Raw genomic sequence first — 25,342 nt, 5'->3', positions numbered from 1 at the left:
CCCCCGCGCATTTCTTCTTAAAAAGAATTTCGCAAATGGTTTTTCTTCATGATCGCTTCATGTAGGTCGGATATCATAAACACAAGCCGCTCTGGAGACGACGAAGTTTCCGAAGCGAACACCATGGAGCGATTGCAGAAGGAGCGGGATAATGCAGCGGAAAATGATTTCTCTTCTCGGAGCCGCGGGATTGATGGCGATGACAACGGTCGCGGCGGTCTCACAGAATAATACCCCTGGAAACGGCGCGCCCCGCGCCGGACGCGGACAGGGCATGGGCGGTAATCGCGGGCCCGGAATGGGCGGCCCGGGAATGGGCCAGCCGGGCGGTGGACGCCGTCCGGGAGTCGGCGGAGAAGTCACCTCGGTGGACGCGAAGGCGGGTACGATCGCCGTCGCCAGCCGCTGGGATGAAACTCTGACGGTGAAACTCGCGACCGGCGCCAAGATCCTGGCGCGGAAAGACGCCACCATCGGCGACCTCAAAATCGGCGATACCATTCAGGTCAGCGGCGTGTTTTCACAGCTCACCGCCGCCGCCATTCAGTCTGGAGAACTCCCGGACATGCCGCCTCCAATGGGCGGCGGGCGGCCTGGATTCGGCGGCCCAGGAATGGGCGGACCGGGAGAGCCCGGCGGCCAGGGCGGCCAGCGAGGGTTCGGAGGCCAGGGAGGACGGCGCGCGCAGCGAGGACCTGGCGGCCAAGGCTGGCAGCAAGGCCCCGTCGGCCAGGAAAACCGTCGCGGCCCCGGCGGCCCCGATGACTTCGGCGGCGGCCCTGGCTTCCCGGGAGGTCCCGGCGGTCCAGACGAGATGGGTGGCCCTGGTGAAGACGGACCACCGCCGCCCGATGCGATGCAGGGCGCAAGCTCCACGGAGAAAGGCGCCTCCCACGCTCGAGACCGACGCGGCGTGGACAACACTCGCTCCATCTCCGCCGATGGACCCGGCCGGGGCGCACGCCCCGCCGATCTCGAACAGGACAGCGAATCGGGACCTCAGGATGACTTCGACGTCGCCCAAGGCCCTCCGCCTCCCCGCTTCGGCGGACGCGGCGGCGACGACAGAATGGATGACGGCCCTATGGCAGGCCCCGGCGGCCCTCGTGGTGAAGGCCCGATGGGTGGCGGACTGCGGGGTGAAGGCCCGATGGGTGGCGGACTGCGGGGTGATGGCCCCATGGGAGGCGGACCCCGCGGCGGCGGCATGATGGGCGGAGGCGGACCGCGTGGCGGGATGATGGGCGGCGGCGCTCACCTTTCCGGCAAGATCACCTCAGTCAGCCCGCTGACGATCGCGATCAACGACAGAGTCTCACTGACCATCAAGACCGATGCGAAGACCCGCGTCACCAAGATCGTCTCCGAATCACTCGGCGACATCAAGAAAGGCGACCGTATCTTCGCCATGGGAACGTTCAGCAAAGACGTGCTCACCGCCAAGTCGGTCTCGGTCAACCTGGAGCCGTAAGATTCGGCCCCCGGGTATAAAACCCGGGGCTGGGAAGCCTTCGGCTAATTGTCCGTGCCGGACAAACAAATAATGGACAATCGACCACAATAATTTGTCCGTCCGGCACGGACGGTTAGATGCGGAGCATCTCCCAGCCCCGGGTTTTATACCCGGGGAATACGCGTGGCTCTTGTACTTGGCGCATCACGGCTAATTCGTCAGCCTTCTTATTTCTGCAGTGCTTTAAACCAATCCACCGTCGCCGCAATCGCTTCGCTCAGCGGCGTGGCGCTCCACTCAAACGTTTCGGTGAAACGGCTCGAATCTACGATCTGCGGCTCTTCGTACTGATAGAACATCTCCACAAACTCTCGCATCTGTTCGTCAAACTCCCCAAAGTGCTCGATAATTTCCCTCGTCGCCGTCTGGATCTCCAGCGGATGGCCCACGGCGGCCTCGACAAGTTTCAGCATTTCCCGCGTGGTCACTGTCGGCGCGACCGGCAGCAGCCACTCATGGCCAATCGCTTCGGGACGCTCGCCGAGAGTCGCCAGGCCGCGAGCGATGTCGGGCATGTAGCTATAGGGGTGCGGCAGGTCGATATTGCCCATCACTTGAACCGGCTGGCCGGAAAGAGCTAGGGGGAAGACGCGTTCGCCAAAGGTGGAGTTGAAAACGCGTGGGCCGAAGAAGTCGGCGGCGCGTCCCAGCGCGACTTGCGCGACGCCGTCCGCGTGCGCTTTTAAATAATCGCGAGCGACCTGGGCGCGCATTTCGCCCTTGCGTGACGACGGCGCATAGGGGGTGTCTTCATTCATCGGAACGCCGTGGGTGACGCCATACATATACAGCGAGTCTGTCACGATCAGCTTTGCGCCGGTAACGGATGCGGCGGCGAGGATCGCCTTTTGAAAGCGTGGGACCATCTCATACTGCTGCGAGTACACGGAATTGACGCAGTTGTAGATGGCGACTGCGCCTTCGGACAGCGCAGTCACCGCCGCCGGATCGGTCGCATCCGCGGCGACAATCTCCACATCCTGGCTCGTCTCCGCCTTGCCGCTGCGATTGACAAGGCGCACGCGGCGGCCGCGTGCAATCAGTTCGTCCGCGAGGGTCAGCCCAACCGGGCCGGTTCCGAAAATCACGTGCAGTTCATTGTTGGCGTTGTTCATTGTTTTCCCTTTCATCTCGATCCTAAACTAATTTCTAACTAAGTTAGATTTTATTGACGAAAAATCTATCCCTGACCATGCGCGGCCCATGCGCTCAAAAGATCGCGCAAGGCGCGGTCTGCCAATAGCTTTGCCTTGGGCGCCTCGCCGCCGATGCGTTCGAGCATCGTCACGCTGACCATGCCGTGCAGCAGCGCCCAGACCGTCTCGATGGCGCCCTGCGGATCGCCAAGCGTGGTCCCGGTCGCCCGCGCCCATGCATCCAGCGCCACCATCGCGGCGGCTCCGGCGCGACGCGCGCCTTCCAGGGTCTGTTCCGAAGACAGCGCCTTGCTTTCCCAGCCGTGCATAATTTGATACAGCTCGGGATGGTCGAAGGCAAAGCGCCAGTAGACATCAGCCACTTGAAGAAGGCCATCTTCGGGATCTGGCGCTGCCGACGCCGCAGTCACGCTGTCGGCGAGCATCGTAAAGCCCATACTTTGCAGCTCGGCCAGCATGGCGTCCTTGCCGGCGAAGTGCTCGTAAATCACCGGCGGCGTGTAGGCGATCTTCTCGGCGACACGCCGCACGGTGACGGCGCCCCACCCTTCCTGTCGCGCGATCTCCCGCGCCGCCTCCAAAATGCTTTCCCGAGTGGCCGTCCGCCGCTTGGCGAGTTTCACAATCGTAATCCTAACTCTCGAATCTAACTTAGTTAGATTTTATTATCCACATCTTGATCGCACATGTCAACGGCTAGTGCAAATATATTTGTGCAGGCGCCAAAATCGTCCCAGAATTGAAACCTCACGTCCCTGCCCCATCATAGTCCCATTACGGAATCATTTCTATTCCAAATTCCGCGAAACATTCGAGACCCGGTATAATCTATTCAAAATATCGACCGACAATCCCACCACCCTCAGAAGATCAACTATGCAAAAACTTCCACGTTTGCGGCTCATGTCCGCCTGCCTTCTCGCGACCGGCGTTCTTGGCTTGTCGGGTGAGACCACCGCGCGCTGCGAGCCTGCCGTGGCCGCTCCTGCGCTGACGTTCGAGAGTCGAATGGCGCAAAGCACTCTGGGCGGAGCCTATCAAAACGCTCTCGATAATCTGCTGCGGGTCAACACCATCCCGGACACTGACCACAAACACAATAAAGCAAAGAAGATGACGGGCGATCCCGGCGTATTCGTGCGGGCGGGCGGCGGCTACAGCGAGCCGTGGACGCGCGACGCGTCGCTCAACAGCTGGAACGCGGCCTCGCTGCTGGAGCCGGTCGCAGCGCGCAACACGCTGTGGGCAGTCTGCGAGCAAAGTTCTGATGGCGACGTCACCATTCAGCAGGATAATCAATGGTGGGATAAAGTCATTTGGATCACCGGCGCATGGTCGCACTACACCGTGACGGGCGACCGGGAGTTTTTAGAGACGGCCTACAAAGTTACGCAGGATGAGCTGTCGCGGATGCGGCGGGAGCATTACAGCGCAGAGTATGGGCTGTTCCAGGGACCGGCGTTTTTCGCCGACGGTATCGCGGGCTACCCCGAGCCGCCCTACGATCCCGCCAATAAGAGCAGCTTTGTCCTCGATCACCACTTTACCGACAAACTGATGCCCCTGAGCACGAACTGCGTTTATTACAATGCCTACAAGTGCGCGGCGCGGATGGCGTCGGAGCTGGGACGCCCGAAAGTGGAAGCTCAAGAGTATGAAGAGGCGGCGAAGAGACTGAAAACGGCGATCAATAAACATCTCTGGATGCCGTCAAAGTCCACCTATGGCTTCTTCATCCACGGCGCGGGGCCGCTGCAAGGGAAATTGGATCCGTCACAGGAAGGGATTGGAATTTCGTTCGCCATTCTCTTCGGCGTCGCCGACCCGGGGCAGGCAAAGAGCGTCCTTGCGAATACGCATCGATCCGCGCATGGGATCATGACTTCATGGCCGCACTTCGCCCGGTACGACGACGCGCATCCCGGGCGGCACAACGCCATCGTATGGCCGCTGGTCAACGGCATGTTCGCCTGCGCCGCCGCGCAGTCCGGCCGGAGCGACCTTTACCAGGACGAAGCCGAAAACGCCGCTCTGCTTGCGGCGGGCAGCGGAAATCACTTCTTTGAGATCTACAATGGAAGCACGGGAGTTCCAGACGGGGGATGGCAGACGGGAGGCCAGTGGCCGTCGCAGCCGGATCAGACCTGGTCGGCGACAGCGTATTTGCGGATGATCTACTCTGGGCTGTTCGGCATGACATTCACGCCGAAGTCACTGACATTCTCGCCCACGCTGCCCGCGCAGTGGGGAGCAGTCAAGCTCAGCGGCGTGCATTACCGGGAAGCCGTGCTGGACATCGCCTTGACGGGAAGCGGGCGGCGCGTCACCAAGTTTCTTTATGACGGCGCGTCGGTCAGCCCGCCGGCCGTGCCGGCCGGCGCCAAGGGCTTTCACACGGTCGCGATCACGCTGAACGACTGATGCTGGGAGCATGAGTTACCATGGGGTCATTGGCGATATCCACTTTGGAGACGTGAATGGCCCCCCGGCGGCAGATATCCTGCGGGCTTGGGGTGACATCAATCGCAAAGAGACTGCCCTTGATGCAGTCGAATCGCGCTTTCCAGCTTCCAGGGCGGCCGGGAATGGTGAACCGGATCGTCGCCAGATGGTAATCGGAATCCTGCAAGGGGAAACACGCGCCGGAGTTGCGCGTCGTCTTGCCCCGCTTGCGCGTGTACAGCCGGATCTCGCGGTATCCAGGGCTGCGCTCGACATGGTTGACCGACCGGACCTGGTCCCGAAAAATCTGGCCGGCCTCATGCGGGAGCGCTTCATCCAGGGCATCCAGCAAGGCGCGCTCCAGGGGAGCCAAAGGCGAAAACAGGCTTTGCAATGGGTGGAACATAGGTTTCATGTTAACATCGCGGCAATTTTTAGTTCGTGGCGTTTACTACGGAGAAACTATATGATACCCAAATTTACGGGTGTTTAGCCACCATAAATATTGAGATCGCCGCGTTGACTTTCGATGTGGATCAGCGTGATAATAATGCGACGCCAACGCAATCTGGAGATGACCATTGACCAAGTATTCCCGCCATATCGCTGTCTCAACCTGGAGCCTGCACCGAGTTCTCGAAACAGCGGCTCTGCTGGACATTCCCGCTCAGGCGGCGGCGCATGGAATCGGGCGGATTGAGATCTGCCATTTCCACCTCCCCAGCACGGATGCGGCGTATCTCGCCGAGCTGAAGGCGTCGCTCGCCGACTCGCAAATCGAATGCCTGACGCTGCTGATCGACGAAGGCGACCTCACGGATCCCAGCGAAATCACGCGCGGAGAACATGTCGAAACGATTGGGAAATGGATCGATGTGGCGGGTGAGATCGGCGCCGCGCGGGCGCGGGTGATCGCAGGGAAAGCATCGCCAGACGCCGGAGGAGAGGCGCTGAGGCTGAGCGAGCAAAACTTGCGCGTACTAGCGCGGCGCGCTTCGGATCGCGGCGTGCGGGTCGTCACGGAAAACTGGTTCGCCCTGCTGGACAGTCCCGCCGAAGTGATTCAGCTTCTGGACGCGCTGGACGGCGAGGTCGGCCTGCTGCTGGATTTCGGAAATTGGAGCGGCGAACGCAAATACGACGATCTGTCGCGCATCGCGCCGATGGCGGAATCCACACACGCCAAAGGAAATTATGACGACGCCGGCAATCTGCAAAGTGATGATTACGCGCGCTGCCTGAAGATCTGCGCCGACGCCGGCTTCCAGGGTCCGCATTCACTGATCTTCGACGCCGCAGGCGATGAATGGACGGAGATCGACAAACTGCGCGACTTCGTACTGTCGGCGCCTTAAACCGTCTTTAAAATCGCCAGCCCAGATCTTCAACGGGCATCCTACGATAAGTCCAGTTAAGCTGCCGTTCCGTCAGGCGGCAGTCCACGAACCACCATGGATACGCGACGGGGTCAATGATCCGAAATGTGCGCCGATAATTTTGGATGGCGGGAAACGCGGGCGTGAACCCGGCGCGGTGCAAAGTGAGAAACAGGGCGAGAAGACGAACGCGCAGTTTGACGGCGCTCGCATTCTCCGTGGGGATCGAGAGGGTTTGGGAGAGCTCGAAAACCTCACGCTGGGCCAGATGCATCCCGACGGTGTCGATGCCCTTGAGGATGCCGATCTTGTCGGAAATGTCAGCTTCCGGAAGACGAGTGGTGAGCGTCATGACGTAACGCTCGATGCTGTCCGCCCATCCTTCCTCTACCTTGCGCGCCACAATGCACAAGTCTTCCATTTTCCCATCGTGCTCCAGGTGAGCCCGCAAGTTCGTCTCCGCCCATTCCCAGCGCCGAATCAAACGACGCGGCAGGCTATCGGTTTCGGCGCGCGGGCAGATCCGGCACAGGTTCCCGCGAACGCCCAGCAAACGGCTGTAGGCGTACTCCAGACGCTGTGGATTGGAGCGCGGGTCGAGCAGGCTTTCCACATGCCGCGCATACTCCTCCACCATCGCGCCCAGCGCATCCATGGAGATTTCGGGCGTATCGTCCGCCCCCGGCCTCTGCTTCGTCTTTTCCACGCTCTGATCTCCGTCCGCTCGCACCCGCGCCATAAGAGTAACCTCTGTTCGGCCACTTTTCACAAAGTAACCTATCTTACTCGTATTATCGGCGCGCGGCCGCCCGCTCTCTATCTCTAATTTGCGTGAGACTCAAATATTTCAAGAAAGCCCTGAACTCAATCGCGGCGGACCCACCAGGCCCACGCGATTAGCACGAATTGCAGGGGAAGACGCAGCCAGAGCAGCAGCGCTGGAAAATGCTGCCCGTTGATAGGAGTATCGTTCAGAGCCATGGAGATGTTGGCGGGAAACACAGCAATATAAAGCGCGATCAGACCGATCGCCGCCGGCAGGCGCACAAACGGAAGGAGCAGTCCCAGGCCGCCCAGCGCTTCAAAGAAGCCGCTCACAAGCACCAGAGCCCGAGGGGCCGGCAGGTAGTGAGGAACGATACTGATAAATGGCTCGGGATGCAAAAAGTGCAGACATCCGACCCAGATCATCACGAGCGCCAGCACCACGCGCAAAACGCGCCGGGCGACAGTGTCGAAAGCACTTTCGAAAGAAGTTCCTGGAGTTGTTTGTCTAGGTGAATCGGTCATAGCAATGAATGTAAGAAGAATACCCAATCCAAATGACGAACGCCCTCGTCGCGCACGCCCAAAAGGCGTTGCGCGGCGAGGGCGTTCGTCGCTGCGTTAATGATCGGCGGCGGACTAGCTGCCGCGATTGTAGGCGCCGGTCGACATCGTGCGGTGTGTGCGATAACTCTTCATGTGCATCGGCCGGCGCATCGTGTTGTAGCGATGGCGGCGCGTGATGCGCGAATAGCGGCGGTGGCGCACTGGCGCAGCGACACGCACGGTCTTGGTCATTGTGCGGTGCGCCAGAACCGGGCGCTTGGCTGGCGCGGGCGTCGGCATTTCGGCGGTCGCCATCGGCGGGGTCGGGGTCACGACGGGAGTGGGCGTAACGGCAACGGTTTCGGTGCTGGTCGACATCGCGATCGGTGAAAGCGTCGGCAGCGGCGATGGCGCCAGGGCGCGGGCCATCAAGGCGGTGTCGCGGCGCGAGACCGCCATCGCGTACAGGTCGGACATTGGGGGCATCTCACCCAAATAAGCCGTCTTATACTCTTTGATCTCGGTGATGTTGTTCTGAGCGTCGTAGATCTGAGAGTCCGTCAGGCCGTACTTCTGGCCGATGGCGGCGAAGGTCAAACCGCGATCCACATCGCCGACGATCTGGTTGAACGGCACACCCGCCTTTTCGGCGATATTGGCGAATACGGCGATATGGCTGTCATCGTATCCCTTGGCCTTAGCGGCCATCAGGTCGTTGTAGTCATACGGCTTGTTCATCAGAACTTTGTAATCGGGCGTCATCGACGATGTGCTCCACGTCGAATTCGTCATGGTGGTCGCATCCATCGTCGACGTTCCCGGGGTCGTCACCTGTGCGCCGGACGTGCTGGACGGCCCGCCCGTCTCCTGCGTGCCTGTGGGGGTCGGCGCGGTGGTCATGGTCGGCATCGTCGTGGTGGGCGTGGTAGTAGTTTGGGCATATGAGGCGCCGGATATGGCTGCAAGAACAACGGCGGCAGAGTTAGCGACAATCCATTTTTTGGCTGACATTGGTAAACACTCCTTGTTTGAAAACTCAGAAACGGCGTGGCTTGGTATTGCAACCCGCAAGCTTACGGCATAAATTGAGGAACATAAAGCTCCTCGTTACTTTTGACATATAGCCAATTCGAAAAGCAGTTAAACATCAATGCCGTGAATCGCAAAAGAATCTTTTTGCCCGTTCGCCAAGACGAAATGAGTGCTCGCCTAATATCACCGGCGCCCATGCTTCGATCAAGTCATCTCTAAAATCTGTTAAAGACACTATATTAAATCATAAATGTAAATGGTACACTAAGAATAAGGAGAGTCCAATGATTAAGGGAACGACGGAGTTATTTCGGCCGGTAGGAGTAAAAGAACTGGAGCTGATTCGGGAGAGCGGTTATCGTGCGTTTCCGCCGCGTCTTTCGTTTCAGCCGATCTTTTATCCCGTTTTGAATGAGGGGTATGCGGCGCAGATCGCGCGGGATTGGAATACGCAGGATGAGGCGTCGGGGTACGCAGGATATGTCACGCGGTTTCAGGTAGACTCTGAGTATCTGGCGCGCTATGAGATAAAGATCGTCGGCGGATCGCAGCACGCGGAGTACTGGATTCCGGCGGAGGATCTGGAGACGTTCAATAGCCATATCGCCGGACTAATCGAAGTCGTACAGGAATTTCACGCAGACTCATGACAGCGAATCCCAATAAGACACGGCGGCGACGCATCGTACTCATTTCTTTGCTCGTCGCCGCGATCGTTCTCACCATCGGCGTCTTCTGGCGCCAGTCGGTGATGAGCGCGGAACTGGCGCCGGGCGCCGCCAACGCGATCCGCAGGGCGCTGGGCGACGGCGGCGTGCGGCGCGTCGTACAGGTGATCTCGCCCGGAAACCAAGACAGCGCGGCGAGCGCCGGGACTCATAAGTCGTCCGGAGAAATCGATGGGCGGCCATACGGGCTGGCGTTCGACATCATGATCCAGCCGGGCCAAGACCCGGATGCGGATACCCGGGCGCTTCGCCTTCAAGGCATCGCGGCGTGGCGGCGCGGCCCCGGCGCGCCGGGCGGTCCGGCAGGACTGGGGCCGCACATTCACTGCGTCTGGCCCGGCGCGCCGACATCGAACATCCAGAATGTCGAACAGATCAGTAGTTTCGTCCACGGCTATCGTGGACTGGCCGACGCCGCGCGGCCCCGCGCACAGTGGATCGACCCGTCGATCCAAGACGATGAGCGGGCAAAAATTCGGGAAGTTTACGAACAGGTCAACGGCGCGGGCAGTTTAAAGACGGCGGACACGTATGATGCCCTGCACCGGGGACGGTCCGGCGGGTAAAGCGCCGCGTATTGTGATACAATATTGCTATGGCATCCTCCACCACAGCTAAGCGCGCCATTGCCTCCACACTCGTTCTGGCTTGTCCGCTGATCGCCGTCTTTTTTGTCCTGAAGCCAAGGCAGGCGAAACCGGAGACGAAGCCAATCCCTCTCAAGGCGGCGACGCGCGTGGCCGCCGTCCCCCTCTGGTCTGAATCGCCGCTGTCGGGGAATCTTCCCTATCAATGGTATACGCAAAAGGCGTTTCTCTACCGTCGTCTCGATAGCTCCCTAGGCTCGGCGTCCATCGCTCCCAGCGAGCATGACGCGGCCGGCGACGTCCTGCGCTCTTATCAAGAAGTCGGGGGCGATCTGGAAGGCGCGGGACCGACCGGCCCCGCCGATTGGATGCTTTCACCGGACCGGCGCTGGCTGCTGACTTACCTCGGCGATCCGGAAAAACGGTTCTGGACGGCGATCTCGCTGGACGGCAAGAAGCATATCAAGTGTCCGGCGCGCTTCCATTTTCAGCCGCTCGTCTGCTGGAAAAGCGACAGCTCCGGCTGGATCGAGCTGTTTCGCGGAGACAACGGCCCTAATTCCGCGTCCTACACTCTCGCGGCAAATCCCGTCGAAGGTCCAGTCACTCCGCTGGCCAGAAGCCGAACTGGATACAATGGACGTCCGGAAGTGCTGGGGGGAGTTGATGGCGACGGAATGGCCATCGCAACGTGGGTGACAGACGAGCAAAACCGTATTCCAGTACGCGTCTTCCATATGAAGCAGCCCACGGTTCCCCCAGCACGCATGCGGATCACACTCCCACCGCTGGCCAATTTAATGGAAACGGAACTGTCGCCGGATGCGCGGCGACTAGCCTGGGTCTTCGTGATTCCAGACCATGCCAAACACGGCTTGCGATTGCCGTTCTTCAAATCAAGTACTCCTGACACCGTTCAGCAGCTCTGGACCAGCGACTTCAACGGCGGCGACATGCGGCAAATCGCGGTGTCCGACCCCAAGACAGGTGAAGCGCTAACGGCAGTCCATTTTGTCCGCTGGCTGCCGGACGGAAAAACGGTCAGCTTTGTGGATCACGACTCCCTTTACACGATCTCCGCTGAGTAAAATCGCACGCCGACGCGCACTTTTGGGTGGGATTCGCTATACTGAATAACCGTATCACCGCATGGCGCACGCCATGCGCCGACAAGGACGATCACACTATGAAGAATTTCCTGCCCCTTCTTTCCGCCGCCGCCGCAATCGGCCTGCTTGCCGGATGCGGCAGCAAAGACGAAACGACGCCACGGCCAGAGCAGCCCGCCGTCACGATCGAGGCTCCGCCGCCCACATCCACTACTGTCATCGCCCCTCAGGCGACGCCCGGCAAAACACCCGTGGGACCGCCCGCAATCGTCCGAAAGCCCGGCGCGGTCATCACCACCAAATCGGGCCTGAAGTATCAGGATGTCGTGGTCGGAACCGGCCCGGCGGCGAAGGCCGGCGACAACATTCTCGTCCATTACACCGGCACATTGACCAACGGGACGAAATTCGACTCGTCCGTCGATCGCGGCGAGCCGTTTCCCTTCCAGCTTGGCGTCGGACAGGTTATCCCCGGCTGGGATGAAGGAGTGGCCGGTATGAAAGTGGGCGGCAAGCGAAAACTGGTAATCCCAGGTGATCTCGCTTATGGTCCCAACGGCCAGGGAGAGATCCCCCCGAACGCGACGCTCAATTTCGACGTGCAACTGATCGCCATTAAATAGGACGACAGAATATGATCGCCGCCGCTCTCCTCACGGAATTCGAGGCTCTTTCGAACGCCCAGCGTCTGCGCCGCATGCGCGAGCTTGGAACCCGCATGGAGACGGACTCGGAAGCGGCCTCCATCATCGTCGCTCTGGAAGGCGGCGGCTTCTACGAGCGGCGGCTGGCCCTACACTCCTGCTTTGCCAGCCGCGACGGCGCGCATGTATTACGCGCCCTGTCGGATCCTTCCCACATCATTCGGGGCGAGGCGGTCGTAATCGCCCCACTCGCATGCGACGCCTCTCAGGCGGTTCAGGGACTTCAGGCGCTGGGGTTCAAAGCGCAAAAGTCCCTGCTGACACGCCTTGTAAAATGGAAGCGACGCGATGTTTTCGACGCCTTCCTGGCGCTCCTGCCAGCGGATGACGAGCGCCGCTTGCGCCTGCTGCCGTTTGGCTCCGCGCAAACGGTTCAGACGGAGCTGGCGGCCGTTCAGGAACGAATGGGCGACGATGACTGGCGCCTGCTTGCGCGATCGCATCCCGAGATCGCTTTCGATAGTCTGCAAAAGAGAGCTGAAGCGGCGACTCGGCTCGACCCGCGCTTGCTTGTGCATGCGGACGAGGCCATGCCCGCCCTTTCGCGCCACAATTCGGACGCCGCGCTTCTCCTTGTCCGAACGCTGCTCAAACATGCCCCTCTCTCCCGCGTCACACTCCGGGATCTCATCAAGCTCCGGCCAAATGAAGTCGCCGGGCTGATCCTGGAGGGGGATGATCCTGGGGGATGGCTGCGCTTCGAGAAGCATATTCGTGCAGTGGACGACGACCGAATCCTGGCGCTGGCGCAATCCCAATCGGCCACGCTCGGACAGCCTCAGTTCTGGCTTCTCCACATTACGCCACAGCAGCGCAGGCAGGTTTTCGAAGCGCTGGGACTTGTCTGGCGCGACCGGGAAGGCGCGACGCTTCCCAGCATTGTGAAGCTTCTCCCGAGTGAAACGCGCATCGCCGAAGCGCAGCGCTGCCTACGACTGCCGCCGCTCGCCACGCGTCCGGACCAGCAGTTTCGCTACGCGTCCATGCTTCCATGGGACGATGCGCGCGCGGCGCTGGAGCCGTTTATCCGCGACCCCGATCCAGATCTCAGAGCCGCCGCGCTGCCGGCGCTCATTGAAGCGGCGCGCTATGAGCGGGATCGCCTTCCCGACGCCCTCCAACTTGTCCGCGCGCGCGGCAGCGAACAGGATCCAATTCGGCGCGCCATGCTGACGGCGCTTGCCGCGCTGCCGCCGTCACGCTGGACGTCGGAACATCTGGAGGAGCTCGACCAGATCCTTCGTGACGCCCTGGACGCCGCTGACCGATCGGCCGCGACAAGCGCCGCCGCAGAATTGCTCGTCATCAAAGTCCTGCCGTTCCACCCGGACTGGGCCGGCCCATGGTTCGCTCGGCTCGTGCGCGAGTCGGGTCAGATCTACTGCCGAAGCCTGGATTCCCATTGGTACGACGCCGACGTTCAGAGATTGGCGCCCACGCTGATCCCCGTCTTCGAGGCGTGGAACACGCGCGAACGGCGTCAGGACCTGTTGACCGCCGCGCAGCGTTTTGGGCGGCGGCTGCGCGTTTTTCACGCCCTGGCGGCCCTTCTTGAAGAGATCGTCCATGATGTCCTTTCCGAACAGCGATCCGTTCAGGCTCTTGGGCTCCTCAGCGAGCACCGACATTTCCGCATGCACTCGATGATCCCCGAACTGGTGCGCAAAGACGCCAGCTGGATCACGCGAGAGCCGGTCTATCGCTACATCCATCGGCGACGTCAGGATTTGATTACGCCATTTTTAGGGCAGCAGACTTACAAGGGACGATTCGCGACCGGAAAGACAAGGATTGCACTCCCGCTTTTGTCCGGGTTCGAACGCTGGACGCCGTTCCAGCAGGAGATTTTTGGGCGAACGGTGACCAATGTCGCTCAGGACGCAGAACGCGACGTGTTTGCGCGTATTACCGCGATCGGACAGCTCGCCGCGCTGCCCGGCGTCGCCCCGACGACGCTCATTTCTCTGGCGGCCCGAGGGGAGAAATCCGCGATCCGCGATATCGCCCTGCGCGCACTCGCGCGGCGCGATTCAGGCGACGGCGTCCCCGTCCTGACGGAAGCGCTCAATGACGACCGCGCACGGATCGCGATCTATGCGCTGCGGGCCGCGCTGCGCGAGATGCCCGCCGACCGGGCGTTTACGATCCTGCGTTCCGCGCCGCTGGAAAAAGTAACCGTCGCCAAAGAAATCGTTCGCTTGACCGGGGAAATGGAATCCGAGGAGGCGTATCAAACGCTGCTTGAGTTCCATGGGCGTGATCTGCATCGCGATGTGCGCGTCTCCCTGCTGCGCGCGTTTTGGGAGCATCTGGAGCGGGACGCCACATGGCCGATCCTCCAGGAAGCGGCGATTTCGGCGGACCCAGCCATCGCCGGCGGAGTCATTCGGATCCCGACACATCGCCTTTCCGCCATCGCCCAGGAACGATTGACGGCCTTGATCGCCGCGCTGCTCGCGCATCCCGAGCCGCGTATCCGCTTGAGCGTTCTCGCGCGCTGCGTCTCTCTCCCGCTGACTGATCGTGAACAGACGCTTCGTCCGCCCCTGCTCGCGCTTTTGGGATCAGCGCTGCCGGATGAATGCGCCGCGGCCGCGCGGGCGGTCTTCACAACATACGGCCGCGAGGACGCTCCGCTGATCGGCGCCGCGCTCGGCGGCATCCGAGAAGATCGCCGAGCGTTCAGCATGACGTTCGCGGTTCTGATCGAGTGGCTGACGATCAGCCGCGCCTTTATGTCACCCGCCGCGCGCTCCGTAATCGATACGCTTAGCGGCGACCCCATGATGACGTGTTTCCGAGTCGAGCTGGGATCGCATGTCTTGTCCGGCCCCGAGTTCGCGGCGCTCTTAACGAACGCCGCAAACTCCAACGAGCTGCATGCGGATGCGCTCGCGGCGGCGGAACGAGTTATTGCCGACGCATCGCCGTACCGGCACAAAGATCCTGTCAAACGGTTAGAGGCGCTGGAAGAGATTCTTGGCCGAAGCAGCGATGAGCGCCTGCGCCGCCTGGGCCTCGCCGCCCTGATCGCACTCGGCGGCGGCCTGCGCGGCTGGGATGAGGCGCTGCTTTCCCGGCTGCGTGAATACCGCGCGGATAGGTCATCCCTGGTGGCGTCTGCGGCGCAGTTCACGCTGCCGGCGGAGGAGATGGGCGAGACGCCTCTCATAAAAAGCCGCGCAATTGCCTTAGCCAAAGCTCAGGATTTGATAAATCAACTTCGAATGGGAACTTCGGAACAATGAGAAGCGCGTCTTGCGCGAAAGCGTGGACCATGAATGGGAATTGTGTAAGATTTAGACTGATCAAGGCCACTGCAGACAGTTGCGGCGGCCTTGATCAGTTTGAATGGCAATGGATGCCTAACGATTGATCGGTGGATAGCCGCCCGGAGGCGAGCCTTCCACGGGAGGAGTCCAGACGGGGGCCTGTAACGTATCAGCGGGCGGAGGCTGCCAGGCGGGCGCTTCCTGGGGCGGCCACGCAGGCGCCTGCTGAGCATTGGCGGCGGGCGGCCATGTGGGCGCTTGCGGGGCATTGGCGGCTGGCGGCCAGGCAGGCTGCGGAGCGACAGGCGGCGGAGGCCATACGCCCCCCGGAGCGGGCGCGTAGCCAATCTGAGCGGCCATCATGGCAGACTGCTGACGCTCCGCTGTTTCAATGCGCCGCAGATCCGAAACGGCGAGCAGCCCTGGGAAGATCCGAAATAGGGCATAGGCGTGGAAGGCGACGGCAAGCCATTCCTTGCCGAAGACAAGCAGAAGGGCGTCCAGCACGTAAAAGGAGATCCCTACGATGAATGGCCACTTCTTACCTTGCTTTGCTTGCACACCGAACAAGAGCCAAAAACTGGCGACCACCAGGTCGCAGCCAAAGGCAATGACGTGACCGATCCCCGACGAGGGGATATAGTCAATCACCTCCGTCAAGCCCAGTCCCAAAAAGAAATGCCACTGTGAGCCAGTGGCGGCGATGATTGCATTGATCATCGACATTCCGGCGATCCACGTAAACCAACTGGCTCCGTTCGCAATTTTCGCCATTGCCGCGTTTTTCTGCGTGGCGAACGCATTGATCGGCGTCATAAAAAACCTCCAACGATAACAATCTCAAATAACACGCGCCGTACACCCACGACGCTGGCGCAGTCACCCACTATACCACGAGTCTATACCTGCATGCTACAAGTAAATTCGCATGGAGGACTACTCGACGTTACGTGGCGGGCGCGAAACATCACTAAGGCAGGCGCCCGCATCTATCCAAACCGGCGTGCGCTCCAGGCGATCACGCACGGTTTCCCATTGATTGCGGTCTACGAAGAAGACACGGCCACCGCGCGCGCCTGACGGCTTGAATTGGGGAAAACGCGTGTAGCCGCAGATGGGGGCGGCGACGTAGCCGGCGATGTATTCGGGTTCGTCGGACCAGCAGAGCTCGGCGCGGACGCCGGACCAGAGGACTTTCGTCGCGACCGCGAGGGCGTCCAGGGTTCGGAAGTGCGTAAGCCCCTGCTCGGCGAGATGGGCGGCGACGGCGTCGCGTGCGCCGGGGGCGTAGTCAAAATGGGTGGCGCGAACGCCCCGCGCAGTCAGAGGATCAAGACGCTCTCCTGTGAGGGGATCGACGAGGGCGGCGCCGCGCAAAACGACGCGCTCAGAGCCGAAGCCGTTTTGCAGGCTTTCGAAGGCGAGCGTGATAGCAGGGTCAGAAACGCCGGCCTCCCGCAAAAGCCGCTCGGCTTGAAGGCGGGCTTCAGCGGGACCTCCTGCGTGAATGGTTGTCAGAGGAAGCGCGGGAACGCGGGCGAGTTCGGCAAGTTCGATGCGCTCCATTGTGAGACGAACGAAGTCTGGAGAAACGCCACGCGAAAGGGCGCGGGCGATCAGCGCGGCGGCCGCGGTCTCCGCTTCAGCTTCGGGAACGAGACGCTCCGCGCCGGAAATATGCTCACCCCCGTCTTCATGCGCGCCGCCGCGAGCGGCGCGCATGCGGACGCTGTAGAGAAGGAAATTCCCGTCCATGTTCACTCAGCCGCCCCTCCGTGTGGTGACCCACCCCCGGCCTTCGGCCGACCCCTCCCTTGAAGCAGGGAAGGGTAATTAGGAATGGATTTCGCAGGCGGCTTTCGTCCGAGAATCTCTTTCCAACCCTTCCCAGCTTCATGGGAGGGGTGGCGCGAAGCGCCGGGGTGGGTCACTCAGGGGCGGCCCGAAGGCCGGGAGGGGTGGGGCACGCACAGGGGCGAGTAATGCCCATTATACTGTGATTTGCGCTTCGATCCGTTCGACAATCACGCGGCTCCGAACGGCGCCGTGGATCGTGTCGACGGGAACCCCACCCTTGAAGATGATCAGTGTTGGGATCGTCCGGACGCCATAGCGGGATTCGATTTCCGGTTCGTCATCCACATTCAGCTTCACGATCTTGGCGCGGCCCGTGAGCGCCTCGGATGCGGTGTCGAGTTCCGGCGCCACTGCACGGCAGGGGGGACACCAGGGCGCCCAAAAGTCCACCATGATCGGCACATCGGATCCCAGCACTTCCGTCTCGAAATTCTCCCGCGTTATTTCGGCGACCTTACCCATGATATCTCGTTCTCCTCAAATCGTTTTCGATTGCGTAAAATTGAATTGGTAAAAGCTTATTCCCACAATTCATAACTTTATTGTGGCCCCAGTCGTTCCCGTTTCCGGCGGGCGGGCGTGATTATTCCTAATGCGGCGCCATAGTTTCGGTAATGGTTCAAACTATGGCGCCTTTTGTATTGACGCTGAACGGAATCTTTGTTATACTGGGACGTTGCGTTGAAACGTAACAACTTATCACTCGCCGATTGTTCGCTCATATGATAGTTTCAATGCAACAATTGCTGTCTATTAAGAAATCGATGGAGATCCCCATGAGACAATCACTCTGGCGGCTGAAAACCGCTGCGGTCGCGTTTGCCATGATCGTTCTGGTCTTGCTGGCGGGAGCGCCGCGTTCGGCGTCCGCCGCAACCGCAGCGCTTTTTGGCCGCGAGCGTCTGTATAGCCTCGGCGCCGCCGATGTGGCCGCGATCAAGTCCACCTACTCGACGGTCATTTTATTCGTCGTCGATGTCGGCAGCAATGGAGACCTCAACTACAACGGCAATCACGTGATCGTGCAGAACGGCGTCTATGTCGGCGACGCCAACTGGGGCGCGCGCCTGGCCGGCTTGAAAACGGCGCCGACGACGGTAAACCGGATCGAAGTGTGCACCGGCGGCGCGGGAGCGCAGAGCTGGAACAATATCAAGAACTTGATCGCGTCGCAGGGCACGGGGTCGGGGAGTATTCTTTATCGGAATTTCCTGGCGCTGAAAAACGCCTTAGGGATTGACGCCATCGACAATGATGATGAGGTGGCGTACGATGCGGCCTCTGCGGCGACGTTCAACCGGATGATCAGCTCGATCGGCATGAAGAATACTCTTTGCCCCTATAACAATTCAGGGTACTGGCAGAGCGTATATAACAACAGCACGATTGACGCGGTCTATCTTCAGTGCTACGACGGCGGCGGCGGCAATAATCCAAGCAGCTGGAACAGTCTTTTTGGCGGGCTCAAGGTAATCCCCGGCAACTGGTATAACGACAGCCTCGCCACGTTCCAGTCGAAGATGGCGAACTGGGCGTCGACGAGTGGGGCGACAGGCGGCTTTTACTGGCTGCTGGACGACCGCGACGCGGCCACGACGAAGCAGTACGGCGACGCCATCAACGCCGGCATCGGCGGGCCGCTGCCTCAGCCGTATTTCATGCTGGTCAATCAAGGCAGCGGCAAGTGTCTGGATTTGATCAGCGGCAACACAGCCAACGGCGCCGTCACCAACCAGTGGAGCTACGATTATAACGGCGCCAACCAGCGCTGGGCGCTGCTGCCGACGGAGGGCGCCAATCACTTCAAGATCGTTTCCTGGGTCTCCGGCAAAGCCGTCTCTGTCTCCAGCGATTCCACGGCGAATAGCGCCCAACTCTGGGCCTGGGATTACACAGGCAACAATCCTAGCCAGCAGTGGGACTTGGTGGACGCCGGCAACGGCTGGTACAACATCAAGAATGTTCGCAGCGGTCTGCTGATGGATGTCGACGGCGGCAGCACCGCCGACAACGCCAAGATCCAGCAGTACGCCAACACGAACAGCGGCGCGCAACGATGGCGTTTGCAGCCGTGGGGCAATTACTATATCCGCACCAACACGGGCATCGGAAACTATATCTGTATCCAGGGACAGGGCAGTACAAACGGCAGCCCTATCATTCAGTACAGCTTTGAGCCCAACAACTGGTTCAAGTGGAAATTCACGAGTGAAGGCGATGGCTTCTATGGCCTGTTCAGTCTCAATGCTCCTACACGCGTGCTCAGCGTCGTCAACGGCTCCTCGGCGGCGGCGGCAAATACGCACCTTTGGGACTACAACGTCAACAACATCGGCGACCAGAAGATCCGGATCCTGCCGAAGACCAATGGCCGATACAAATTCTTCTTCAAGCATGACGGCATGAGCTGGGACATTCCTGGCGGCAATGGAAGCGTCAACACCCCGCTCCAGCAGTATCCCGACAACGGCTTCGGCTGGCAGGAATTCACATTGGAGCGTATTCCATAGTTTTCAAAACTGCGGACACACGCAGACCGGACGGACGCTTTTGTCAGGCGTCCGTCCGGTTTTTTTGTCGATCGACCGGTTCCCGATAATTCTCAGGTATCTTGGGTAAGAATTGTTTATCTTGGGTGAGAGGGAGCGCAAAAAAATGATGGTATGGAAGCCATGGACACGGATCGCGGCTTTTGCGATCGCCGGAGCGGCGCTCGCGGGATGCTCGAACACGATGAACGGCGCCTCGAAGGACGCCAATGATAACGCGGCGGTCGTGAACTCCGCCGCGCAGGACACGGCGGCGTCCGCGAAACAGACGGCGGATGAGGCGGCCGCGAGCGCCAAGCAGACGACTCGTGAGGCCGGCGCGCAAGTTTCGGCGGCCACTGACGACGCCGCCGGCAAGGTCGTGACCGCCGCCGACCAGGCGTCGACCGCCGTTAAGAAAGTTCCCAAGGAAGTGGACGCCGCGCTTCTGGTGACGCCGCAGGTCAAGACGGCCATCGTTCGCGACGTGCTGCTCAACGATGTCCGCAACAAGATCAACGTGGACACGGCGGAGGGCCTGGTGCATCTCAAAGGCCATGTCGTCAATCAGCGCATGAAGGATCGCGCGTCCGAAGTAGCCGCCGACGCCCTGCGCAAAGACTACGCCGCCTACGCCATCAGCAACGAGCTGACGGTGTCGCCGGACAAAGATTAGGACATTCGTCGGCGGCGGGCGGCCTCTCAACGCCGCCCGCCGCCTGGACTATCGTAGCGGCCCACGGTGGTGCCGGGCGAGGTCTTGCCCGATTAGTTTTTATCCGCCGATGGCTTTTCCGAACTGGCGCCAAATTCTTCCACGTCTTCACGCGTCACCGGCGGCAGCCCAAATTGCTGATACACGTCCCTGACCGCGTGCTGTAAAATCTCCTCCGAAACTCCGCTCTTGCTTCGCCCTAATTTTTCCGCGATCCGCGCAAGCTGCACGTGGATGACGACCGGTGTTCGCAGCGAAAGATTTCGATCCGCGATATTCGCTCCGATGGCCTCTTCCTGCTCTTTTGCCTCAAGATGACTGAGCTCGTGCTCGATCCAATCCTGCAAGCGCATCCCGCTTTGAAATTCATGTCCCTTCATAATTGACGACGCCTCTTCCTGCCACGGTATATTCTGTCTCATTAGTATACTCAATTCGCGCCAGAGCGTCCGAATCCCCTCTCATGCGGCCCTGTTTTTGTTACCAGATATTAGTATTACAAATTAGGGATTATTTCAGGCAATATGTAATAATCAATAATAAATCTGCGCGCGGTAAGTTTGCGCACTCATCGTCGTTCGCGAAAGGATCTTTCCATGCACCCTGCCACTCGCGTGTCTCGCACTCGCATTCAGGCGTTTACTCTGATCGAACTGCTCGTCGTCATCGCGATTATTTCCATTCTCGCAGCGATTTTGTTCCCCGTGTTCGCCAAGGCCCGGGAAAAAGCGCGACAAATCTCCTGTCTCTCCAATCAAAAGCAAATTGGGATGGCCGCGCGGATGTATATGAACGACAACGACGGCTCCATGTTCCATCATCACGAAGGCTGGGTATTGAACGACGGAACGCAGTTAGACAACATCACATCTCTCGCGGATTGCACCGGCGGTGGCAGCGGTAATAGCCAGGCCGAAAAGCCGTGGATCATCTTCTTCCAGCCCTATCTCAAAAGCCGGGCCGTTGGCTTTTGTCCGTCGGATTCGACGGCGCGCTCTCAGAAATTGGCGACTGATATTATTGGCTACAATGGCGGGATTGAAACGGGAGATCCCGTGGCTGGGAGCGAGCAGGCAATCGCGCAGGATCAGCATCTGGTGATCGAGAGCTATCTGCTGAATTCTATTTTTACGCACAAATCATGCCGGTTTTCGTTCAGCGAGAATGGCAACCCGCCGGCTCTTTCCGGCTTCGCCACGGACGCGGCGCTGCAAGACCCCGATGTCATCATGTTTTCCGAGCGCAACTCCGAGGCGCTGAACGATGCCGGCAACACCGCCTGGGGAAGCGCGAACCAGGATGACTACGATACCTGGGTGGGGGAAGCCGCCCTGGTGCGCAGCGGGGCGGCGACGCGCCCGAATGATGGGTGGATCAAATACAACCGCCACACCGAAGGCTCCAATTATATCTTCCTGGATGGACACGCAAAGTGGATGCGCTGGAGCCGGGCGCGCACCGAGCAGTATCCCGATCATATCGTCCGCGATCCGCTTCCCAACCCGCCGTCCTGAGACGCCGAATGCTAGTTGATGGAATTCGATAGCGCGCGCAGCCATGCGTCCGTTTGACGCGGGGATCGAAAATGATGCACATTCAGGTGCGCGTATTCCGGCTGGGCAAGCTGCGTGACGAACTTACTGCGTCCCGCCCGATGTGTTTTGAAGAGCCAGATCAGGATAGAATCGCGTGAGAACGTCCTCGCGAGCGATTCACGATTGCCGCTCCACAGGACTTCACGGAAGACGATGCGGCGGGCTGTGCGCTTGACGAGGCGCGTGAAATTGACCGGAAACGAATAGTCTAGCCAGATGACCGTGTCGGCGCGGGTCCAAATCTGTGGGCGGACCCGCGAATATCCGCCTTCAAGGACCCAGCATTCTCCCGTGACTATCCGGGCGACACGGGTGCTGAGCTGCTCCGGGCTGGATTCCGTCCAATTTGGTTCCCAATGGAGCGCGTCCAATTCCGTGACGGGAATGTGTAACGTCCTTCCCAATTTGCGCGCCAGGGTGCTCTTGCCCGAGCCTGTCGTGCCGACGATCGATATTCTTCGCATCTCCATAGGCGTATTATATCGGGTTCATTCGGGTTTTATCGTCATTCGGCTGCCCGTGCGCGCCTGAACGACGGCGCGTACGCCGCTGGGGATCGGCAAATCCTGATGCGAGCTTAGCAGATAATCCCTTAAATCCCCTTCGATCGTGACCCATGCTTCTCCCTCGCTGCATTCGATTTGGAGCACGTGAGCGGCCGAAATGCTGATGCACTCGCCGCGCTCCAGCCACAGCGCGACATGTGTTGCCGTGGTTTCCAACGTTGTGTTGCTTGTTTTGAATAGCGATTGGGTCAAAAGGCTCTTCCATGTCAGACTCGATGATCTTGTCGCCGCGCCTTCATAGCAATGCTGAAATTTGGTCATGATTTTTCTCCAGGGACGACGCCTTCGCCGCCGGGCAGACACGCTTCGCTGGCGGCGGAGAGTGAGATCGTCGTCATTGTTTCCTGAACGCCTGGCAAGCAGCGGATCCGGTCCAGCATGCGCTGCAGCGCCAGGGACGATCCGGCTCGGATCTTGACGAGCAGGCACCATTCGCCGGTGATCTGGTGGCAGTCTTCCACGAGGGCGTCGGTGTGTCCGGCGTTCAAGTCCACCACGGCCTGCGCGGTGTCGCAGGCGGAGACGGCGGTGCGGACGGAGAGAAACGCCGTGATTGGCAGGCCGACGGCGCCCCAGTCGATCACCGCCTGATAACCGCGGATCGCGCCGCTTTGCTCCAGGCGCCGCACGCGCTCGTGGACGGCGGGCCGGGAAAGATGCACCGTCTGCGCGACCTGCTCGATGCTGAGCCGCCCGTTGCTTTGCAGCAGTCTAAGAATTTGAGTATCCGTGGCGTCCATGCTTGTCGTCCTTCGTCTCTCGCCGGCGACGTTTCGTACTTCATAGTGGCCAATTCCGAGACGGAATGTCAACGTTCCTCAAAATTTCCGACAGAACGTCGCGGATGCGCGGCGTCTCTTGGAATGAATGCAGCGAGCAGCCGACGATTCGTCGGCGTCGATTTTTGAATTTATGTAAGCTGGGCGGCTTATTGTGGTAGTGGTAAGTATGAGGAGCCGGGTAAACTGGGAGGGATTTTTTCGCCAGGAGAAGCCCATGACCACAATCGCACGCTCGGTGATACTGATGACATTGCTGGCCGCCTTGGCCCCGCATTTCGCCGCCGCCCAAACGGCGGACGCAACGAACCCTTCTCCCATGATTGGCCCGAACGCCGCCGAGCCCGGCGCCGCTTCTCCCACCGTGACGGCTCCGCCGCCGACCACTCCTGTCGAGCCGACGGCGCCTGCCGTCACCGAGCCGGCTCCGGCCGTCAATGAGCCGGCCCCGGCCACTGTGTCGAACGAGCCATCTGGAGATGAAGACAGACCTTCACGCCACCGCCTGATGTTTGGGGTGGATTATACGATGTATCTGCCCACGGATCGACACACACGTGATCGGTTCGGCTCGTCGTGGTCGTCGCTTGGTCTGGGAATTGGCGGCGTGGGACAGTCGGGGAAGAAGTCACGCTTGGCGCCGGAGTTCAATCTCGTCATCCAGACAAAAGGCGATAACCATGTGGTGATGGCGCCGATCGGCCTGACTTACCGCGTGCACTCGGGAACGATGGCCGCCGCCCAGCCCTATACCGGCGCGAGCCTGGGGCTGCTAGTCGTGGATCTGCGCTCCAAAGAGGACGACATTTCGTCGGGAACCAGCGCGGGCGGCTATGGGAGCGTATACGCCGGAGTGAGTTTTAAAGACAGCTACTTTGTCGAGGCGCGATATTACGCCGCGAGCAAAGTCCGCTCGTTTGATCTTTCCGGCGCATCTCTCTCGGCCGGCATTCGCTTCTGAGCCTCGCAGCGATCGATCACACCCAGCGGCGGCGATGAACCCACCAGTAGGTAAACACGGCCATGGCGAGCATGACGAATGCCCAGAACCAGAAGTTCGTATTGACCCATGGCTGCTTACTGAAGTTCATTCCAAAGACGCCGGTGACGAATGTGATCGGGAGGAAGACCGTCGCGACGGCGGACAGCTTCTGCATGACCCGGTTCATGCTGTTCGAGACCTGGGTGAGATGGGCGTCCAGCATTCCGGACATGATGTCCCGATCGTTGTCCAGCGATTCATAGACGCGGAACAGATGATCGGCGACGTCGCGGAAATAGGGGAGGGTGGCGTCCTGGATGCCGCAGAGATCCCGTGAGGTCAGCGACTGCATGGCTTCCCGGAACGGGCCGACATGCTTGCGCAGCAGGTTCAGGACGCGCTTCATCAGGAAGATCGTTTCTAAAATATCGTCCGAGGATTTCGCGACGATCCGATCCTCCAAATCATCCATCGTGTCGCCCAGCGTATCGAGCATTGGGAAGTACCCGTCCGCCAGCGAGTCCAGAAGCGTGTACAGAAGATAATCCGCGCCGTGCTCCAGCAGCCGGTGGTTGCGGTCGCAGCGCTCCCGCATCCGTCGGATGACCTCGATCGGCTCCACATGGATCGTGACCAAATAGTTCGGACCCAAAAAGACGCTCATCTGCCGCATCTGGACGCGGTCCCTTGCGTCCTTCGCGGCGGCGGCTTCACATTCCAAATCCAGGTCTAATTTGATCTCGTCGGCGGTCAGGAAGAAATAGCCGTCGTACTCGTCGAGCTTGGCGCGCTGATGCGGGTGCATCGCGTCCTCCACGGCGATCGGATGAAACTGAAAGATGTCCGTCAGAAGACGGAATTCTTCCAGGGACGGCGATTCCAGGTCCAGCCAGAACGGCTTCGTGCGATCCAGCAGAAGACGGGGGATCAGAGCGGGGTCCGAATTGTGGACTGTTTTGCCGTCTTCATCCCGAATGATCGTCAGCATGAGAAATCTGCTCCTTGGCGCCTAACTTGCGGCTCTGCTTACTTTTCGGCGAGAATCTCTCACATAAAGTTCCCTTGTCTGCGCAAAATGAAAAGGCGGCC

Annotated in this window: 26 protein-coding genes; 12 read left to right on the top strand and 14 right to left on the bottom strand. The window is 60.1% G+C overall.

What is annotated here, in order from left to right; translation table 11 throughout:
• Positions 1-193: 193 nt before the first annotated feature.
• Positions 194-1,471 carry a hypothetical protein gene (locus tag ABIZ35_RS17780; protein WP_348221255.1) on the top strand — a complete coding sequence of 426 codons (1,278 nt, stop codon included), beginning with the start codon at positions 194-196 and terminating at the stop codon, positions 1,469-1,471.
• A gap of 209 nt (positions 1,472-1,680) precedes the next feature.
• Here ABIZ35_RS17780 and ABIZ35_RS17775 read toward each other — a convergent pair whose 3' ends face one another.
• Both ABIZ35_RS17775 and ABIZ35_RS17770 read right to left on the bottom strand, forming a co-directional pair.
• Positions 1,681-2,628: an NAD-dependent epimerase/dehydratase family protein gene (locus tag ABIZ35_RS17775; protein WP_348221254.1), complete on the bottom strand. Its 948-nt coding sequence runs from the start codon at positions 2,626-2,628 to the stop codon at positions 1,681-1,683.
• Between the two features lie 65 nt (positions 2,629-2,693).
• Positions 2,694-3,293 carry a TetR/AcrR family transcriptional regulator gene (locus tag ABIZ35_RS17770; RefSeq protein ID WP_348221253.1) on the bottom strand — a complete coding sequence of 200 codons (600 nt, stop codon included), beginning with the start codon at positions 3,291-3,293 and terminating at the stop codon, positions 2,694-2,696.
• 253 nt (positions 3,294-3,546) lie between these two features.
• Between ABIZ35_RS17770 and ABIZ35_RS17765 the strand changes: the two genes are divergently transcribed.
• Positions 3,547-5,091, top strand: coding sequence for a glycosyl hydrolase family 65 protein (locus ABIZ35_RS17765; RefSeq protein WP_348221252.1), 1,545 nt, complete (start codon positions 3,547-3,549; stop codon positions 5,089-5,091).
• Here the strand turns inward: ABIZ35_RS17765 and ABIZ35_RS17760 are convergent.
• Entirely contained in the window at positions 5,075-5,527 is a 453-nt protein-coding gene (locus ABIZ35_RS17760) for a hypothetical protein (protein WP_348221251.1), read from the bottom strand. The genes ABIZ35_RS17765 and ABIZ35_RS17760 overlap by 17 nt on opposite strands.
• Before the next feature lie 166 nt (positions 5,528-5,693).
• On the opposite strand from ABIZ35_RS17760, the gene ABIZ35_RS17755 reads away from it, so the two are divergent.
• On the top strand, positions 5,694-6,467 hold the full coding sequence (locus ABIZ35_RS17755) for a sugar phosphate isomerase/epimerase (protein WP_348221250.1): 774 nt from the start codon (positions 5,694-5,696) through the stop codon (positions 6,465-6,467).
• A 7-nt stretch (positions 6,468-6,474) separates the two neighbouring features.
• On the opposite strand, the gene ABIZ35_RS17750 is transcribed toward ABIZ35_RS17755, so the two are convergent.
• From ABIZ35_RS17750 to ABIZ35_RS17740, 3 genes are all read right to left on the bottom strand, one after another.
• Positions 6,475-7,194 (bottom strand): hypothetical protein, encoded by a 720-nt coding sequence (locus tag ABIZ35_RS17750; RefSeq protein ID WP_348221249.1) that lies wholly within the window; start codon positions 7,192-7,194, stop codon positions 6,475-6,477.
• A gap of 158 nt (positions 7,195-7,352) precedes the next feature.
• Positions 7,353-7,778 carry a DoxX family protein gene (locus tag ABIZ35_RS17745; protein WP_348221248.1) on the bottom strand — a complete coding sequence of 142 codons (426 nt, stop codon included), beginning with the start codon at positions 7,776-7,778 and terminating at the stop codon, positions 7,353-7,355.
• Between the two features lie 114 nt (positions 7,779-7,892).
• Positions 7,893-8,810: a hypothetical protein gene (locus tag ABIZ35_RS17740; protein WP_348221247.1), complete on the bottom strand. Its 918-nt coding sequence runs from the start codon at positions 8,808-8,810 to the stop codon at positions 7,893-7,895.
• 305 nt (positions 8,811-9,115) lie between these two features.
• Here ABIZ35_RS17740 and ABIZ35_RS17735 point away from each other — a divergent pair, with 305 nt between their 5' ends.
• The 5 genes from ABIZ35_RS17735 (at position 9,116) to ABIZ35_RS17715 (ending at position 15,207) form a co-directional block, all read left to right on the top strand.
• Positions 9,116-9,481, top strand: coding sequence for a hypothetical protein (locus ABIZ35_RS17735; RefSeq protein WP_348221246.1), 366 nt, complete (start codon positions 9,116-9,118; stop codon positions 9,479-9,481).
• Complete coding sequence (locus tag ABIZ35_RS17730) at positions 9,478-10,125, top strand: hypothetical protein (RefSeq protein WP_348221245.1); 648 nt, start codon at positions 9,478-9,480, stop codon at positions 10,123-10,125. The genes ABIZ35_RS17735 and ABIZ35_RS17730 overlap by 4 nt, the downstream gene beginning before the upstream one ends.
• A 29-nt stretch (positions 10,126-10,154) precedes the next feature.
• Complete coding sequence (locus ABIZ35_RS17725; RefSeq protein WP_348221244.1) at positions 10,155-11,234, top strand: hypothetical protein; 1,080 nt, start codon at positions 10,155-10,157, stop codon at positions 11,232-11,234.
• Between the two features lie 98 nt (positions 11,235-11,332).
• Positions 11,333-11,878: an FKBP-type peptidyl-prolyl cis-trans isomerase gene (locus ABIZ35_RS17720; protein WP_348221243.1), complete on the top strand. Its 546-nt coding sequence runs from the start codon at positions 11,333-11,335 to the stop codon at positions 11,876-11,878.
• An 11-nt stretch (positions 11,879-11,889) separates the two neighbouring features.
• Positions 11,890-15,207: a hypothetical protein gene (locus ABIZ35_RS17715; RefSeq protein ID WP_348221242.1), complete on the top strand. Its 3,318-nt coding sequence runs from the start codon at positions 11,890-11,892 to the stop codon at positions 15,205-15,207.
• 117 nt (positions 15,208-15,324) lie between these two features.
• Here the strand turns inward: ABIZ35_RS17715 and ABIZ35_RS17710 are convergent, their stop codons facing one another.
• From ABIZ35_RS17710 to trxA, 3 genes are all read right to left on the bottom strand, one after another.
• Positions 15,325-16,047, bottom strand: coding sequence for a hypothetical protein (locus ABIZ35_RS17710; protein ID WP_348221241.1), 723 nt, complete (start codon positions 16,045-16,047; stop codon positions 15,325-15,327).
• Between the two features lie 120 nt (positions 16,048-16,167).
• The gene (locus ABIZ35_RS17705) at positions 16,168-16,986 is read right to left on the bottom strand and encodes a 6-carboxyhexanoate--CoA ligase (protein WP_348221240.1); all 819 of its coding nucleotides are present in this window, start codon (positions 16,984-16,986) and stop codon (positions 16,168-16,170) included.
• Between the two features lie 234 nt (positions 16,987-17,220).
• Complete coding sequence (trxA, locus tag ABIZ35_RS17700; RefSeq protein WP_348221239.1) at positions 17,221-17,550, bottom strand: thioredoxin; 330 nt, start codon at positions 17,548-17,550, stop codon at positions 17,221-17,223.
• A 314-nt stretch (positions 17,551-17,864) separates the two neighbouring features.
• Between trxA and ABIZ35_RS17695 the strand changes: the two genes are divergently transcribed.
• Together ABIZ35_RS17695 and ABIZ35_RS17690 are read left to right on the top strand one after the other, a co-directional pair.
• Entirely contained in the window at positions 17,865-19,598 is a 1,734-nt protein-coding gene (locus ABIZ35_RS17695; protein ID WP_348221238.1) for an RICIN domain-containing protein, read from the top strand.
• 145 nt (positions 19,599-19,743) lie between these two features.
• Entirely contained in the window at positions 19,744-20,292 is a 549-nt protein-coding gene (locus ABIZ35_RS17690; RefSeq protein ID WP_348221237.1) for a BON domain-containing protein, read from the top strand.
• 92 nt (positions 20,293-20,384) lie between these two features.
• On the opposite strand, the gene ABIZ35_RS17685 is transcribed toward ABIZ35_RS17690, so the two are convergent.
• Positions 20,385-20,711, bottom strand: coding sequence for a hypothetical protein (locus ABIZ35_RS17685; RefSeq protein WP_348221236.1), 327 nt, complete (start codon positions 20,709-20,711; stop codon positions 20,385-20,387).
• A 216-nt stretch (positions 20,712-20,927) separates the two neighbouring features.
• On the opposite strand from ABIZ35_RS17685, the gene ABIZ35_RS17680 reads away from it, so the two are divergent.
• Positions 20,928-21,845: a prepilin-type N-terminal cleavage/methylation domain-containing protein gene (locus ABIZ35_RS17680; protein WP_348221235.1), complete on the top strand. Its 918-nt coding sequence runs from the start codon at positions 20,928-20,930 to the stop codon at positions 21,843-21,845.
• A gap of 11 nt (positions 21,846-21,856) precedes the next feature.
• On the opposite strand, the gene ABIZ35_RS17675 is transcribed toward ABIZ35_RS17680, so the two are convergent.
• From ABIZ35_RS17675 to ABIZ35_RS17665, 3 genes are read right to left on the bottom strand one after another with little or no spacing between them, the layout of a single operon-like run.
• Positions 21,857-22,396: an adenylate kinase gene (locus ABIZ35_RS17675; RefSeq protein ID WP_348221234.1), complete on the bottom strand. Its 540-nt coding sequence runs from the start codon at positions 22,394-22,396 to the stop codon at positions 21,857-21,859.
• A gap of 18 nt (positions 22,397-22,414) precedes the next feature.
• Positions 22,415-22,753: a DUF2917 domain-containing protein gene (locus ABIZ35_RS17670; RefSeq protein WP_348221233.1), complete on the bottom strand. Its 339-nt coding sequence runs from the start codon at positions 22,751-22,753 to the stop codon at positions 22,415-22,417.
• Entirely contained in the window at positions 22,750-23,232 is a 483-nt protein-coding gene (locus tag ABIZ35_RS17665) for an Lrp/AsnC family transcriptional regulator (RefSeq protein ID WP_348221232.1), read from the bottom strand. Before ABIZ35_RS17665 ends, ABIZ35_RS17670 begins: the two co-directional genes overlap by 4 nt.
• A 256-nt stretch (positions 23,233-23,488) precedes the next feature.
• Between ABIZ35_RS17665 and ABIZ35_RS17660 the strand changes: the two genes are divergently transcribed.
• Positions 23,489-24,232, top strand: a complete 744-nt coding sequence (locus ABIZ35_RS17660; protein ID WP_348221231.1) for a hypothetical protein — start codon at positions 23,489-23,491, stop codon at positions 24,230-24,232.
• A gap of 16 nt (positions 24,233-24,248) precedes the next feature.
• Here ABIZ35_RS17660 and corA read toward each other — a convergent pair whose 3' ends face one another.
• Positions 24,249-25,241, bottom strand: coding sequence for a magnesium/cobalt transporter CorA (gene corA / locus ABIZ35_RS17655; protein WP_348221230.1), 993 nt, complete (start codon positions 25,239-25,241; stop codon positions 24,249-24,251).
• Positions 25,242-25,342: the final 101 nt, after the last annotated feature.

Origin of the sequence: Capsulimonas sp. (assembly GCF_039929585.1) — a bacterium.
Lineage (GTDB): Bacteria > Armatimonadota > Armatimonadia > Armatimonadales > Capsulimonadaceae > Capsulimonas.
Note: the sequence above shows the minus strand (reverse complement) of the source record. Positions and strands in the feature narration are given on the sequence as shown.